This is a genomic window from Methylobacterium sp. 10 (assembly GCF_000519085.1).
GTDB lineage: Bacteria > Pseudomonadota > Alphaproteobacteria > Rhizobiales > Beijerinckiaceae > Methylobacterium.
Genome location: NZ_KI912577.1, coordinates 1,735,315 through 1,749,916 on the forward strand (window position 1 = coordinate 1,735,315; position 14,602 = coordinate 1,749,916).

The window sequence follows — 14,602 nt, forward strand, 5'->3', positions numbered from 1 at the left end:
CATTCGACTGGGCCTCCATCCAATTCACGATTTCGAACGAACTCCGCGGTTACGATGCACCGCCTCGCGGGGGGGGGGCGTGGCAGCCGGCTGAGGAAGCAGGCAGCTGGGGTTTGCAATCTCCAAACGTGCCGGCAATTGACGGCAGTCAATAGACAGACCCGATTATTCGCCGAAGGCGGGATTTAAGACGATGGCCGGCACGTATATTACCCTAGGTACCGATTATTCGTCGTCGTCTTCGAGTGTCACGATCGGCGGAGATTATTTCTCCAGCGATCCATCGATCGGAATACACGTTGATTTCCGATCCGGAATTCTGGCGATCGGGAATTAAACCAATACGGACGGCCAGGAACTCACGTTCAACTCCGGCACCCTTCTTCGCATGTCGGGTGGTTTCTTTCTGGATTACTCCGACAGAACAGGCGCGACGACACTGGGAGGCGGCGATTTCGCCGACGTCCTGCACGGCGGCTCGGGTGACGACATCCTCGAAGGCGGTGCCGGTGCGGACCACCTCGACGGTGGCGCGGGCGACAACACGGCCAGCTACGAGCATTCTGGAAGCGGCGTGAGGGTGAACCTCGCATCGGGCGTCAACATCGGTGGCGATGCCCAGGGCGATACCCTGACCGATATCGACAATCTCCTCGGCAGCGGACATGCCGACGTGCTCGCTGGAAATGCCGGAGACAACGTCTTGGCGGGAGGCACCGGCAACGACACTCTGCGCGGCGCAGGCGGTCAGGACACTCTGCTCGGCGGCGGCGACAACGACCGGCTGGTCATCACCGGGGCCGGAGCGAGCCTCGACGGCGGGGACGGCAAAGACACGCTGTTCGTGCAGGGTTCGGACTATATCGAGTTCAGCGACGACTCCTTTGTCAGCATCGAGAAGGTCTATGTCGGTGACACGTCGACCGTAAACTTTTCGGACGTCACCAAGGGCACCATCATCATCTCGCGCGCCGGGGAAGAAGGCGGCGCCGGCCTCATCGGATCGCAGGCCGACGACACGATCGTCGGCGGCAAGGGCGCCAACTTTCTCTATGGCGGGGATGGCAACGACCTCATCAAGGGAACCCTAGACAGCCGCTTCTCCATACTGGCCGGGGAGGGCGGCGACGACATCATCAAGGCTGGACCCGACCTGTCGCTGCTCGTTGGCGGTACCGGAAACGACAAGCTCTATGGCGGCGCCGGAGCCAACCTGTTCGTGTTCGCGGACAGTTTCGGGGCGGACGAGGTCTACAAGTTCAAGATCGGAAGCGACATCCTCGACGTCGCTTTGCTCGTTCAGAGCTTCGATGACGTCGTCTACCATCAGATCGCCGGGACGAAGGACACTCTAATGATGTTCAACGGCATGGATGCCGCGAACACCATCACGCTTCACAACGTCGATGCGTCCAAGCTGAGCGAGGGCGACTTCAACTTCGTTCCGACGAACGGCCCCTTTCCCTTGGACCACATTACATTCCTCGCCACCTTCGTCGTTTAAGCCCTGGAAATGAGGGCTGGAACCGGCCGTGTCCCGGTCACGGACAGGATCCAAGGAATGCAGGATGATGCCGACCGACAGCCAGCAGCGCTCAATCCGGCTGATCTTGATCGCAGCATCGTTCGGTGTTGTCCGATCCGGGAGAGGATCGTCGGCCGCCGAGGTTGCCATGCCGACCATGAAGCCCGGAGTCGCGGCTGTATTCATAACGGTCGCGAGAGGTCTATCTGCTCGTTGAAGACGAGATTATCGCCGGATCGGCACGAAGGCCGCCACGGCCGCGAGCAGCCATCCGCCCATCAGTAGGAATCCCCCCGTGGGCGCCGCCATGGGAAACAGTGGGATGCCGTGTAGAGCGCGCAGGGCCAGATCGCCCGAGAATAGCGCGAGGCCGAGGACGAGGGCGGAGGCGGAGGCGCGGGTCGTCAGACGGTGCGTGGCGCCCACGCCGACCAGAGCCACGAGGCCGATCACGGCGGGGGCGTGGAACAGCAGGAACTGCGCCGCCGTCTTCAAGCTGTCGGCCCCCTGGATATGGGCGGCCGCGGCACTCGCTGCGACGCCGAGGAGGCCGGAAAGCGCACCGAGCGCCAGGAGAATGCGATCGGGCAGGCCGAGGCTCATGCGCCGCGCTCGGACAGGAGCCGGGCCACGCTGGCCCGCAGTTCCGGCACGCCGCGATCGTCGCGGCTGGAGGTGAGCAGGATTTCGGGATAGGCCGCCGGGCGCTTGGCGATGGCGGAGCGGATGCCGGCGATGCGAGCCTCGATCTCGGCCTTCTTCAGGGCATCGCCCTTGGTCAAAACGATCTGGTAGCTGACGGCGGCCTTGTCGAGCCCGTCGAGGACGTCGGTATCGATGCTCTTCAGGCCGTGGCGGGAATCGATCAGCATGAAGACGCGGGCGAGGTTGGCGCGGCCCTTGAGGTAATCGTGGATCAGGTCGGTCCAGGCCTCGACCTTGGTCTTCTCCACCGCTGCGTAGCCGTATCCGGGCATGTCCACCAGGGTCAGGCGCCCGCCGATATCGAAGAAGTTGAGCTGCTGCGTCCGTCCCGGCGTGTGCGAGGTCCGCGCAAGGGTGTTGCGGCCGGTGAGCGCGTTGACGAGGCTCGACTTGCCGACATTCGAGCGCCCAGCGAAGGCGATCTCGACGCCCTTCATCGGCGGCAGGGCGGCGACGGTGGGCGCGGAGGACAGGAAGTCGGCGACCCCGGCGAACAGCAGACGGCCGGATTCGAGGAGGGCCGCGTCGGCTTCGGGCTCGGTCATCATGGGCTCCGGCTGAGAGAGGGAAACGTGACGTGTCCCACCATCTACCTCATCCTGAGGTGCCGCAAAGCGGCCTCGAAGGAGGCTTCCAGAAACTGCGTCGGGTCCTGGAGGCCTCCTTCGAGGCCTCCGCTTCGCTCCGGCGCCTCAGGATGAGGAACCGGGATGGATGTCGCTGGGAAGAACGCGAGGCCTAGCTCTTGGCCGGCGCGTTCTTGTCGGCGGGCTTCTTCTTGAACATCCCGCCGAGGTTGTCCCACAACTCCACCTTCACGCCGTTGCGGCGCATGATGACGTATTGCTGGATCACCGAGAGGGTGTTGTTCCAGGCCCAGTAGATCACCAGACCGGCCGGGAACGAGCCGAGCATGAAGGTGAACACGATCGGCATGAAGGTGAAGATCTGCGCCTGGACCGGGTCCGGCGGCGCGGGGTTCATCTTCATCTGGATGAACATCGTGATGCCCATCACGATCGGCCAGATGCCGAGATGGATGAAGTCCGGGGCGGCGAAGGGGAGGAGCCCGAACAGGTTCAGGATGTTGGTCGGATCGGGAGCGGCGAGATCCTGGATCCAGCCGAAGAACGGCGCGTGCCGCATTTCGATGGTGATGAACAGGACCTTGTAGAGCGCGAAGAAGACCGGGATCTGGATCAGCACCGGCCAGCAGCCGGCGACCGGGTTGATCTTCTCCTTCTTGTACAGCTCCATCATCGCCTGCTGCTGCTTCATCTTGTCGTCGCCGTAGCGCTCGCGGATCGAGGCCATCTCCGGCTGCACGGCCTTCATCTTGGCCATGGACTGGTACGACTTGTTGGCGATCGGCAGGAACAGCAGCTTGAGGCAGAAGGTCACCACCAGGATCGACACGCCGAAATTGCCGAACAGGTGAAAGAAGAAGTCCAGCGCCCGGAACATCGGCTTGGTGATGAAGTGGAACCAGCCCCAGTCGATCATCAGATCGAACTGCTTGATGCCGAGATCCTTCTGGTAGTTGTTGATCGTGTTGACTTCCTTGGCACCGGCGAAGAGCTGCTGGGTCGCCGTCACGGTGGTGCCCGGCGCGACGTTGCGGCCGTCGCCGCGCACGCTGGCCTGATAGACCTTGGTGGCGCCGTCCGTGCGCTCGGTGAAGCTGCCGGTATAGGGCGTGGCCTGGTCGGGGATGGTGGCCGCCGCCCAGTACTTGTCGGTGATGCCGACGAAGCCCCCGGTCACGTTCGCCCAAGCCTTGCCCTTCGTGCTGGCATTGCCGAGCACCGGCTCCTTGGCGACGTGATCGTAGGTGTATTCCTGCAGGCCGTCGGCGCCGACCACGCCGATCATGCCCTCGTGCAGCACGTAATAGCCCTGCGTCGTGGGCTTGCCCCAGCGCGAGACGAGCCCGTAGGGGAAGAGGGTGACGGCGGCAGCACCCTTGTTCTCGACCTCGTCGCGGACCGTGAACATGAACTTGTCGTCGACGGCGATGACGCGCTTGAACAGGAGGCCCGCGCCGTTGTCGTAGCTCAGGGTCAGCGGCTTGTCCTGGGAGAGGACGGTGCCATCGGCAGTCCATAGGGTATCGCCGGTGGGAAGCGGGCCGGTGTTCTGACCGACCCAGCCGAACTCAGCGTAGTAGGGATTGGCGCTGCCGGTGGGGGAGAGCAGCACGATGCGCGGGCTCTTGTCGTCCACGGTCTCGTGGTAGCCCTTGAGCGAGACGTCGTCGACGCGGCCACCCTTGAGGGCGATCGAACCGGCCAGGGCCGGGGTGTCGATGGTGACGCGCGGCGAGCGGGCGAGGGCCGCCTCCCGGCTTTCCGCTGGCTTCTGCGCATTCGGCAGGGTGCCCGGCACGGGTGCCGATGGGCCGCCCTCCGCCGGGCTCGCCGAGGGCGCGCCCGTGGGATTGGCCGCCTGCTGCGCCGCCTTGCTCTGAAGTGCGGCCTGACGCTGCTCTTCCACGCGCGGGGCGGCGATGAAATAGTTCCAACCGAGCAGGACCGCCAGCGACAAGGCGATCGCGACGATCATGTTCGTCTTGTCATTACCCATCGAGAGATCCGTCGCGTGTGTTCGGAGGAGGGGATGGAACGGAAACGTCGCCCGAGTCGGGGTGCATCGTCCCCGCTTCGTTTCGCGCGGGCGAATACGTCGAAGTCAGGGCGAATGATGCGGCTTTGGAGGAGGCGATTGTCTCAGAGTTCGAAGCGGGCTTGCCCGCATCCGGCTTCCCGGATCTGCGCCGTCCCCGCGAGGAAGGACCTGATTCGCCACCCTTCGTCCCGCCGGGCTTGACCACCGCGCCGACGGAGCGGCGCAGGTCGGCGATCAGCGTCTCGAACGGGGCATGCAGGGCCGGTCGGCGCGCGACGAGAACAATGTCCGCCGAAGTGCCGGGAAGATCCCCGGCGGCACGGACCACGGCATCGCGGAGCCGACGGCGAATCCGATTGCGCTCGGTGGCATGCCCGACACGCTTCGTGATCGTGAAACCGATTCGCAGTCCTTCGATCGGCGCGACATCGGCGAGCGGTGCTCCGGACGCCGCATCGCGCAGCCGTCCCTGGGCACTCATGAGCTCAGTATGGAACCGCCGCCCCCCCGCGGCAGCGAGGAAGTCCGGTCGCCGCTTGAGCCGTCCGATCGTCGACACTGCCGGTTCGATCCTGCGGCCTAGGGGCGAAATCATGGTCTGAGCGGGGCTGTCCTCGGCGTTCCGTGCCGCCGAGGGCACGGGTGCCTTAGGCCGAGAGCTTCTTGCGGCCGTGCGAGCGACGGGCTGCGATGACCTTGCGGCCGCCGGCCGTTGCCATGCGAGCACGGAAACCGTGGCGACGCTTACGCACGAGCTTGCTGGGCTGATAAGTTCTCTTCATGGCGCGATCTCCGATGGCCGAGGATCGATCCGGCTGGCTGCAGGAGCCCCACCGACATCTTCACTCGCCCTGAAATGTGTCTGCAAGCGCGAAGAGCGCCCATACGGGGCGCGGCGACGCGATGGCGCGGCTTATGACGGAGAGGGGGGGCGAAGTCAATTCTGGCGCGGGCATTTCCCATCGCGTCCGCCACCGTCCGCGCGGGGGCAGCGTTAGCCGTGCATTAACCTTTTCAGCCTATGAAGGAATCATGTTCGGTTTTCCGGATGTGGGGCAGATTTCGATCTGCCGTTGTTTTGATGCCTCTGTCGACTTCACCAAAGCCGCCCCTCCCGGGCGGCTTTTTTTTCGTCTTCGCTCATGCGCGTGTCGGGCGCCCTGCGACGCTGCTCGCTTGGCACGATGGCGGCTTGTTAACGTTAACCCCCGGTCAACGGCGCGGGGCGGCGCGTTCGGCGCTAGTGTTGCGCCTCTGGTCGCGAACGCAACGACCGTGTCCCAGTTCGGGACGAAACGGTCCGATGGCGGCACAGGAGGCAGGATGAACGAGTTCGACGTCACCTTTCGCCACGAGCGGGACTGGGTCAGCTTCGGCGACACCTACGTGAATTCGGAGGCTTTCCGGGTGCTGTTCCGCGAGGGCATGACCATGGTCGAGGAGGCGGCGGCCTATCTCGATGGCGACGGACGCGAGGAATCCCGCCTCCTGTCGCGCGACAGCACCCTGTCCTATGCCAGCGAGAGCATGCGCCTGACCACGCGGCTGATGCAGATCGCTTCCTGGCTGCTCGTGCAGCGCGCCGTGTCGGAGGGCGAGATCACCCCCGCCCAGGCGCTTCAGGAAAAGACCCGCGTCCGCCTCGCGACGCCGGAGGCCTTCCGCGCCGAAACCTTCGGCGCGCTCCCGGCACGTCTCCAGGATCTCACCGTCCGTTCGCGCCGACTGCATGCCCGGATCCTGCATCTCGACGGGCTCATCTCCGACGACCATCCGACCCCGGCGGTCCGCGAAAGCCCCGTCGCCGCCCAGCAGGGCCTGCTGCGCAGCGCCTTCGGCACGGCGCATTGAAGTCTGGCGCGTTGAAGCCCGGCGGGGCTTCTATGCGTCGAAACGCGAAAGGGCGGCGCCTCGTCAGCGCCGCCCTTTCGCGTTTCCAGAACCCTCCGCCGCTACCCAACGGTCGCAGCGGTCAGGCCCGAGAGATCACTTCTTGCCGAAAGACAGGGCGCCGAAGCGCGAGTTGAACCGCGAGACGCGGCCACCGCGATCGAGCATTTTCTGCTCGCCACCGGTCCAGGCCGGGTGAGTATTCGGGTCGATGTCGAGGTTGAGGGTGTCACCCTCCTTGCCGTAGGTCGACCGGGTCATGTAGTCGGACCCGTCGGTCATCACGACCTTGATGAAGTGGTAGTCGGGATGCTCGGTTCCCTTGGCCTTGTCGGCCGCACTCTTTGCCATGACGAAATCCTTGAATAGCCACGCCGACCGGCCCGCCTGGCGGCCCGCGGCCTTAGATCACGCGCAATCGGATGAAGGCGGGCCTATACCCCACGTGCTTCCTCCGAACAAGCGCCCGGGCGCGGGAGATCGCCCGGGCGCGTATTTTCTTGAGACGATGACGAGGCACGATGGCTCGCGGGCGTAACAAAATTTCAGGCGGCGATGGCCGCGGCAAGGCACCGCTCGGGTCGCTGAAGCCGTTGATTCCCTTCGCCCTGGTCTATCGCGGCCGCATCCTCGCGGCGTTCCTGTCGCTGCTGGCGGCCTCCGGGGCGACCCTGGTGGTGCCCATCGCGCTCCGGCGGGTGATCGATCACGGCTTCTCGCCCGAGGGCCATAGCGTCATCGACGCTTACTTCATGGCGCTCATCGGCGTGGTGACGGTTCTCGCCCTGTCGAGTGCCGCCCGCTACTACACCGTGGTGACGCTCGGCGAGCGCGTGGTGGCGGATCTGCGTAGCGCGGTCTTCGCCCGCCTCACCATCCTCGACCCGGCCTTCTTCGACCGCTCGCAATCGGGCGAGATCGTCTCGCGGCTCACCGCCGACGCGACGCAGGTGAAGGCGGTCTTCGGCGTCTCGATCTCCATTCTCCTGCGCAACGCCTTCCTGTTCGTCGGCGCGGTGGCGATGATGGTCTTCACCAGCCCGAAGCTGTCGATTCTCGTGCTGGTGGCGATTCCCCTCATCGTGTTCCCGCTGATCCTGTCCGGGCGCGGCGTGCGGCGGCGTTCCCGCGCCGCGCAGGACCGGCTGGCCGATGCCTCGGCCTATGCGGCCGAAGCCATCGGGGCGATTCGCACCATGCAGGCCTTCGGCATGGGACGCGCCACGGCAGAGCATTTCGGGCAGGCCTCCGAGAATGCCTATTCCGCAGCGCGCAATTCGGTGCAGGCCCGCGCCCTCCTCACCGGGGTGGCGATCTTCCTGATCTCGGCCAGCGTCGTCGGGGTGATGTGGTACGGCGCGCAAGGGGTGCTCGCCGGTACGATGACCGCGGGCCAGCTCTCGCAATTCGTGCTCTACGCGGTGTTCGGCGCCAGCGCGCTGGGCCAGCTCTCCGAGGTCTATGGAGAGCTGGCCCAGGCCGCCGGCGCTGCCGAGCGCCTCGGCGAGATCCTGGCCGCCGAGCCCGCGATCCGCGCGCCCGCCGATCCGGTGCCGCTGCCGGTGCCGCCGCGGGGCGAGGTGGCGTTCGAGCAGGTGCGCCTCACCTATCCGACCCGGCCCGAGCACCCCTCGCTGGACGGAATCAGCTTCCAGGTGGCGCATGGCGAGCGCGTCGCTCTCGTCGGCCCCTCGGGCGCCGGCAAGACCACGGTGCTGCAGGCTCTGCTGCGCTTCTACGATCCGCAATCGGGGGTGGTCCGCGTCGACGGAGTCGACATCACCGCCGTCGATCCGGATTCCCTGCGCGAGCGCATGTCCCTGGTCCCGCAGGACCCCACCGTGTTCTCCGGCTCGGTGATGGACAACATCCGCTACGGCCGGCCTCTCGCCAGCGAGGCCGAGATCCATCGCGCCGCAGAACTCGCCCATGCGGACGGGTTCATCCGCGCCCTGCCGCAGGGCTACGCCACGCAGGTGGGCGAGCGCGGGGTGACCCTGTCCGGCGGTCAGCGCCAGCGCGTCGCCATCGCCCGCGCCATCCTCAAGGACGCGCCGATACTGCTCCTCGACGAGGCGACTTCGGCGCTGGACGCCGAGAGCGAGCGCGCGGTGCAGACCGCGCTGGATACCCTTATGCGCGGGCGCACCACTTTGGTCATCGCCCACCGTCTGGCCACGATCCGCGCCGCCGACCGCATCCTCGTCCTCGATGGCGGCAGGATCGTCGAGACCGGCACGCATGAGAGCCTGCTGGCGCAAGGGGCGCTCTACGCGCAGCTCGCCGCGCTCCAGTTCACCGACGCGCTGGACGAGACCGCCCGCGGCAAGGAGCCGAGGCCGAAGCGTCTGGCGCTGCCGGCCGAATAGGCAAAGGCGGGGGGGCCTGTGACCGGGAAGGCCCTCTTCCACAGGCAATTGCGCCGAACGTGGTAATGGTAATGGACCGTGAACCGCGACTCGGGATGGGTTGAGTCATGGCGCGCATCCTCAAAGATCCCGGTTTCGTCCACCTCCACGTCCACTCGTCCTTCTCGCTCCTCGAAGGAGCGCTGAAGGTCGCCGACATCGTCAAGGCGGCGGCCGCCGACCGGCAGCCGGCCCTGGCGCTCACCGACACCAACAACCTGTTCGGGGCGCTGGAATTTTCCGAGAAGGCCGCCGGAACGGGCATCCAGCCCATCGCCGGGATGCAGCTCTCGGTGGCCTTCGAGGCGCCGGACCCGATGGCGCGGCTGTCGCAGATCGTCACCTCCAACGTCGTGGTGCTGGCCCAGAGCGAGGCCGGCTACGGCAACCTGCTGCGCCTGGCGAGCCGCGCCTATTTCGACGGCCCCCTGGGCGATGCGCCCCGGCTCACCGTCGAGGCCTTGAGGGAGAACGCAGGCGGCCTCATCGCGCTCACCGGCGGCACCACCGGCCCCCTCGACACCGCCCTGCGCGGCGGACGTGTCGAACTCGCCGCCGCCCGCCTCGGCCAACTGAAGGACGCGTTCGGCGAGGACCGGCTCTATGTGGAGATCCTGCGCCACGGCCTCGACGACGAGCGCATGGTCGAGCGCGAATTGCTGCGTCTTGCCGATTCCAACGGCCTCTCGATCGTGGCCACCAACGAGCCGTTCTTCGCCAAGCCCGACGATTACGACGCCCACGACGCGCTGCTCGCCATCGCCGAGGGACGCCTCGTCTCGGACGAGCGGAGGCGCAAGCTCACCCCGCGCCACGGCTTCAAGACCCGCGCCGAGATGGCCAAGCTGTTCCACGACCTGCCGGATGCACTGTCCGCCACGGTCGAGATCGCCATGCGCTGCGCCTATCGCGTGCGCACTCGCAAGCCGATCCTGCCCAATTTCGGCGTCGTCGCCGCCCTCGATGCGCTCCCCGCGGAGACGGTCTCGCCGGATGTCGCCGAGGAGATCGCCCTCGACGAGCCGTCCGAGCTCCGCCGTCAGGCCGAGGCCGGTCTCGAACTGCGCCTCGCCCAGCACGGCCCCTGCGAGGGCATGACCAGCCAAGTCTATCGCGATCGTCTGGCCTTCGAGCTCGACGTCATCGTGAAGATGAAGTTCCCCGGCTACTTCCTCATCGTGTCGGACTTCATCAAATGGGCCAAGGACCACGACATCCCGGTGGGTCCTGGCCGTGGTTCGGGTGCCGGCTCGCTGGTGGCCTACGCGCTCCTCATCACCGATCTCGATCCGCTGCGCTTCGGCCTGCTGTTCGAGCGCTTCCTCAACCCCGAGCGCGTCTCGATGCCGGATTTCGACATCGATTTCTGCGTCGATGGCCGTGAGCGCGTCATCCAGTACGTCCAGGAGCGCTACGGCCACGAGCAGGTGGCGCAGATCATCACCTTCGGTACGCTGCAGGCGCGCGGCGTGCTGCGCGACGTCGGCCGCGTCCTCGAAATGCCCTACGGGCAGGTCGACAAGCTGACGAAGCTGGTGCCACAGAACCCGGCCAATCCCGTCACCCTGGTCCAGGCCATCGAGGGCGAGCCCAAGCTCCAGGCGGCAATGGAGGAGGAGCCCGTCGTCGCGCGCCTGATGCAGATCGCCAAGAAGCTGGAGGGCCTGCACCGCCACGCCTCGACCCACGCGGCGGGCGTCGTCATCGGCGACCGGCCGCTGGAACAGCTGGTCCCGCTCTACCGCGACCCGAAGACCGGGATGCGGGTGACCCAGTTCAACATGAAATGGGTCGAGGCGGCGGGCCTCGTGAAGTTCGACTTCCTCGGCCTCAAGACCCTGACCATGCTCCGCTGCTGCACCGACCTCCTGGCGCAGCGCGGCATCATCGTCGATCTCGCCTCGCTGCCGCTGGACGATCCCAAGACCTACGCGCCGATGAAGCGCGGCGAGACGGTGGGCGTGTTCCAGGTGGAATCCGCCGGCATGCGCAAGGCGCTGGTCGAGATGCAGGCCGACCGGTTCGAGGACATCATCGCCCTCGTGGCGCTCTATCGGCCCGGCCCCATGGCCAACATCCCGGTCTATTGCGAGCGCAAGCTCGGCCGAGATGCCGGCAACGAGGCGAGCTGGTACCCGCACGAGAAGCTGGAGCCGATCCTCAAGGAGACCTTCGGCATCATCGTCTACCAGGAGCAGGTGATGGAGGTTGCCAAGCTTCTGGCCGGCTACTCACTCGGCGACGCCGACATGCTCCGCCGCGCCATGGGCAAGAAGATCAAGGCCGAGATGGACGCCCAGCGCGACCGTTTCGTGAAGGGCTCCGTCGCGGGTGGCCTCACCGAGGCGAAGGCCAACGAGATCTTCGACCTGCTCGCCAAGTTCGCCGATTACGGCTTCAACAAGTCGCACGCCGCCGCCTACGCCCTGCTGACCTACCAGACCGCCTATCTCAAGGCGAACTATCCCGTGGAGTTCCTAGCCGCTGCGATGCAGCTCGACATCGACGTCACCGACAAGCTCGCCGAGTTCCGCCAGGACGCCCAGCGCCTCGGCATCCCGGTGGACCCGCCCTCGATCAACACCTCAGGCGTCAATTTCGAGGTCCATGACGGCCGGATCGGCTATGCGCTCGCCGCGATCAAAGGCGTCGGCCGCGCCGCCGTGGAGGCCGTGGTGGAGGCGCGCGGCGAGACGCCGTTCAAGGATCTCGCCTGCCTCGCGCGCCGGCTCAACCCGCGCCTCGTCAACAAGCGAACCCTGGAAAACCTCGTCGCGGCCGGCGCCATGGATTGCATCGAGATCGATCGGGCACGGGCCTGTGCTGCCGTCGAACCGATGATGAAACTGGCGCAGGGGGCAGCGGAAGCGGCCAATACGGGCATCGTCGACATGTTCGGCGGCATCGCCTCGGCCGACGTGACCCTGCGCGTGCCGCCCCACGAGCCCTGGCCGATGGCCGAGAAGCTGAAGAAGGAATACGAGGCCATCGGCTTCTTCCTGTCCGGCCATCCCCTCGACGAATATGCCGGCCTGCTGGAGAAGCTCCGCGTCCAGAGCTGGGCGGAGTTCTGCCGCTCGGTCCGCGCCGGCACATCCAGCGTCGGCAAGGTCGCCGCCTCCGTCCTCGACCGGTCGGAGCGCCGCACCAAGTCCGGCAACAAGCTCGGCATCGTCACCCTCTCGGACCAGACCGGGCATTTCGAGGCGATCATTTTCCAGGAAGGCCTCGGCCAGTACCGCGAGATCCTCGAGCCGGGCCGTCCCCTCGTGCTCCAGATCCAGGCCAATCTCGAAGGCGAGGACGTGCGTGCGCGCATCGTCACCGCCGAGCCCCTCGACGAGGCGGTGGCCCGCTACCAGAAGGGCATGCGCGTCTACTTGCGGGACGAACGTCCCATCGGCAGCGTTCAGCAGCGCCTCCAGGTGAGCGGCGAGAGCGAGGTCTCGCTGATCCTCCTCCTCGACGGCGGCGACCGTGAGGTCGAGGTCAAGCTGCGTGGCAAGTACCAGGCGACACCCCAGATCGCCGGGGCCCTGCGCGCCGTGCCGGGGGTGGTGCAGGTTGAGATGAGCTGAAGCCGCCGGGCCTTCCGCATCGGGGGACGCGTGTCGGCCGAGAGGTTCAGCCACCCGAGGGAGCGGGCCGGTCGAACGTCCCTCGCGCCGCCTCCACCGCCGCGAGGTTCTGCTCGGCCCATATCCACACGCCGCAGAAGGCGGCGCCGAGGCTCTGCCCGAGTGCCGTCAGCCGGTACTCGACCTTGGGCGGCACCACGGGATGCACGGTGCGGATCACCAATCCGTCCCGCTCCATGTGACGGAGCGTCTGGGTCAGCATCTTCTGGCTGATCGTGCCGATCGACCGGCTGAGCTCGGTGAAGCGAAGCTCCCCCCTCTCCTCCAGGATTTCGAGGACCAGCATCGTCCATTTGTCGGCGACGCGGCCGATGAGGTCGTGGACCAGAGCCTCGACGCGCGGATCCACATCGGCAGGTGGGTGCGGGGCCGCCATGTCACGCTCTCCTTTTGGTAAGTACAAATCTTTTTGGTGCCTTCTACCCTCCGGAGAGTAGGCGCGGCATCTGTCCGGGACAACCACGCGGTTCCAAGAGGGAAGTCCCATGAAGACGAGCGGAAACACCATTCTCATCACGGGCGGCGCATCGGGGATCGGCCGTGAACTGGCGCAGCGCCTCCAGGCCCAGGGCAATACGGTGATCATCGCCGGCCGCCGCCGCGACCGGCTCGACGCGGTGACGGACGCCAATCCCGGCATGATCGGCTATGTGCTCGATGTCGAGGACAAGGCGGACATCGACGCTTTCGCGGCGACGGTGATCGCCGCCCATCCCGATCTGAACGTCCTGATCAACAATGCCGGGATCATGCTGTTCGAGGATCTCGGCCGGTCCCGCGATCTGGCGGATGCCGAGGCGATGATCACCACCAACCTGCTGGGACCGATCCGGCTCACCAACGCGCTGATCGACCATCTCGCGGCCAAGCCGGACGCGGCATTGATCAACGTCTCGTCGGGCCTCGCCTTCGTGCCGCTGGTCTCGACCCCGACCTATTCGGCGACGAAGGCGGCCATCCATTCCTACACGATCAGCCTTCGGGACGCCCTGAAGGGTCAGGTCGAGGTCATCGAACTCGTGCCGCCCGCCGTGCAGACAGACCTCACGCCCGGCCAGTCGACGCGGGAGGGGTATCTGCCCCTCGGCGCGTTCATGGACGAGGTGATGACGCTGTTCGCGACACAGCCGACGCCGCCGGAAATCCTGGTGGAGCGCGTAGGATTTCTCCGCTTCGCCGAAGCCGAGAAACGGTTCGACCAGACCTTCGCGACGCTGAACGACGTCGCCGGGAAGGCCCGCGCGGACCAGCACTGACGCTCCGTGGCGGATCACGCGAACCGGCCCTCCGCGCGCGAGAGGCGCGCCCGGAGGGCTGGCGGGAAACATCCACCGCGTAACGGCGTCTTAATAATACCTTCAGCATGATTGAAATCGGGCCGGACCCGGTGCTTGCTCAGCAAGCCCCGGCATGACGCAAGTCGGCGTCGCTGTTCGGTGGCACGCTCCCATGACGAGAACTCTCTTGCGCCTCTCGGTCTTCGTCATCCTCGCGATCCTGGTCTTCGTGACGTTGTCGCCGATCGGGCTTCGGCCCGTCGTCGCCTCTGCGAATGTCGAGCGGATGAGCGCCTACGCCCTGTTCGGGTTCCTGCTGATCGTGGCCTATCCCAAGCGCTGGTATCTCGGGCTGATGGCCGGCATGGCAGTGGCCGGCATCCTCGAATTCGGTCAGGAGCTGTCGCCGACCCGCCATGCCCGGCTGTCCGATTTCCTCGTCAAGGCGGTCGCCGCCGCGTGCGGCAGCCTCGTCGCCACTCTGTTGCTCGCCGCCTATGCCCGATTCGAGCGGCCCTCGGCCTCGCGTTGACG

General features: G+C 66.3%; 13 protein-coding genes. 6 read left to right on the forward strand and 7 right to left on the reverse strand.

Annotated features, from left to right (window positions below; genetic code table 11):
• The first annotated feature begins 388 nt into the window (after positions 1-388).
• Positions 389-1,504 carry a calcium-binding protein gene (locus tag K368_RS24240; RefSeq protein WP_051439810.1) on the forward strand — a complete coding sequence of 372 codons (1,116 nt, stop codon included), beginning with the start codon at positions 389-391 and terminating at the stop codon, positions 1,502-1,504.
• Between the two features lie 246 nt (positions 1,505-1,750).
• Here the strand turns inward: K368_RS24240 and K368_RS0107945 are convergent, their stop codons facing one another.
• The 5 genes from K368_RS0107945 to rpmH form a co-directional block, all read right to left on the reverse strand.
• Entirely contained in the window at positions 1,751-2,128 is a 378-nt protein-coding gene (locus tag K368_RS0107945) for a DUF423 domain-containing protein (protein WP_027171916.1), read from the reverse strand.
• Positions 2,125-2,775 carry a ribosome biogenesis GTP-binding protein YihA/YsxC gene (yihA, locus tag K368_RS0107950; protein ID WP_027171917.1) on the reverse strand — a complete coding sequence of 217 codons (651 nt, stop codon included), beginning with the start codon at positions 2,773-2,775 and terminating at the stop codon, positions 2,125-2,127. Before yihA ends, K368_RS0107945 begins: the two co-directional genes overlap by 4 nt.
• Positions 2,776-2,968: 193 nt before the next feature.
• Positions 2,969-4,813: a membrane protein insertase YidC gene (gene yidC, locus K368_RS0107955; RefSeq protein ID WP_027171918.1), complete on the reverse strand. Its 1,845-nt coding sequence runs from the start codon at positions 4,811-4,813 to the stop codon at positions 2,969-2,971.
• Positions 4,806-5,414 carry a ribonuclease P protein component gene (gene rnpA / locus K368_RS25545; protein ID WP_081739532.1) on the reverse strand — a complete coding sequence of 203 codons (609 nt, stop codon included), beginning with the start codon at positions 5,412-5,414 and terminating at the stop codon, positions 4,806-4,808. Before rnpA ends, yidC begins: the two co-directional genes overlap by 8 nt.
• Positions 5,415-5,502: 88 nt before the next feature.
• Positions 5,503-5,637 (reverse strand): 50S ribosomal protein L34, encoded by a 135-nt coding sequence (gene rpmH / locus K368_RS0107965; protein WP_018045311.1) that lies wholly within the window; start codon positions 5,635-5,637, stop codon positions 5,503-5,505.
• A gap of 541 nt (positions 5,638-6,178) precedes the next feature.
• Here rpmH and K368_RS0107970 point away from each other — a divergent pair.
• On the forward strand, positions 6,179-6,706 hold the full coding sequence (locus K368_RS0107970) for a DUF1465 family protein (RefSeq protein ID WP_027171920.1): 528 nt from the start codon (positions 6,179-6,181) through the stop codon (positions 6,704-6,706).
• Between the two features lie 135 nt (positions 6,707-6,841).
• Here the strand turns inward: K368_RS0107970 and rpmE are convergent, their stop codons facing one another.
• Positions 6,842-7,096 (reverse strand): 50S ribosomal protein L31, encoded by a 255-nt coding sequence (gene rpmE, locus K368_RS0107975; protein ID WP_018045309.1) that lies wholly within the window; start codon positions 7,094-7,096, stop codon positions 6,842-6,844.
• A gap of 170 nt (positions 7,097-7,266) precedes the next feature.
• Here rpmE and K368_RS0107980 point away from each other — a divergent pair, with 170 nt between their 5' ends.
• Together K368_RS0107980 and dnaE are read left to right on the forward strand one after the other, a co-directional pair.
• Complete coding sequence (locus tag K368_RS0107980) at positions 7,267-9,114, forward strand: ABC transporter transmembrane domain-containing protein (protein WP_027171921.1); 1,848 nt, start codon at positions 7,267-7,269, stop codon at positions 9,112-9,114.
• A 107-nt stretch (positions 9,115-9,221) separates the two neighbouring features.
• A complete protein-coding gene (gene dnaE / locus K368_RS0107985; protein WP_027171922.1) occupies positions 9,222-12,731 on the forward strand; it encodes a DNA polymerase III subunit alpha in 3,510 nt (1,169 codons plus the stop codon).
• Positions 12,732-12,777: 46 nt separating this feature from the next.
• On the opposite strand, the gene K368_RS0107990 is transcribed toward dnaE, so the two are convergent.
• The gene (locus K368_RS0107990) at positions 12,778-13,167 is read right to left on the reverse strand and encodes a helix-turn-helix domain-containing protein (protein ID WP_051439812.1); all 390 of its coding nucleotides are present in this window, start codon (positions 13,165-13,167) and stop codon (positions 12,778-12,780) included.
• 109 nt (positions 13,168-13,276) lie between these two features.
• On the opposite strand from K368_RS0107990, the gene K368_RS0107995 reads away from it, so the two are divergent.
• Both K368_RS0107995 and K368_RS0108000 read left to right on the forward strand, forming a co-directional pair.
• Positions 13,277-14,047: an SDR family oxidoreductase gene (locus tag K368_RS0107995; RefSeq protein WP_027171924.1), complete on the forward strand. Its 771-nt coding sequence runs from the start codon at positions 13,277-13,279 to the stop codon at positions 14,045-14,047.
• A 193-nt stretch (positions 14,048-14,240) separates the two neighbouring features.
• A complete protein-coding gene (locus K368_RS0108000) occupies positions 14,241-14,600 on the forward strand; it encodes a hypothetical protein (RefSeq protein ID WP_027171925.1) in 360 nt (119 codons plus the stop codon).
• The last annotated feature ends 2 nt before the right edge of the window (positions 14,601-14,602 follow it).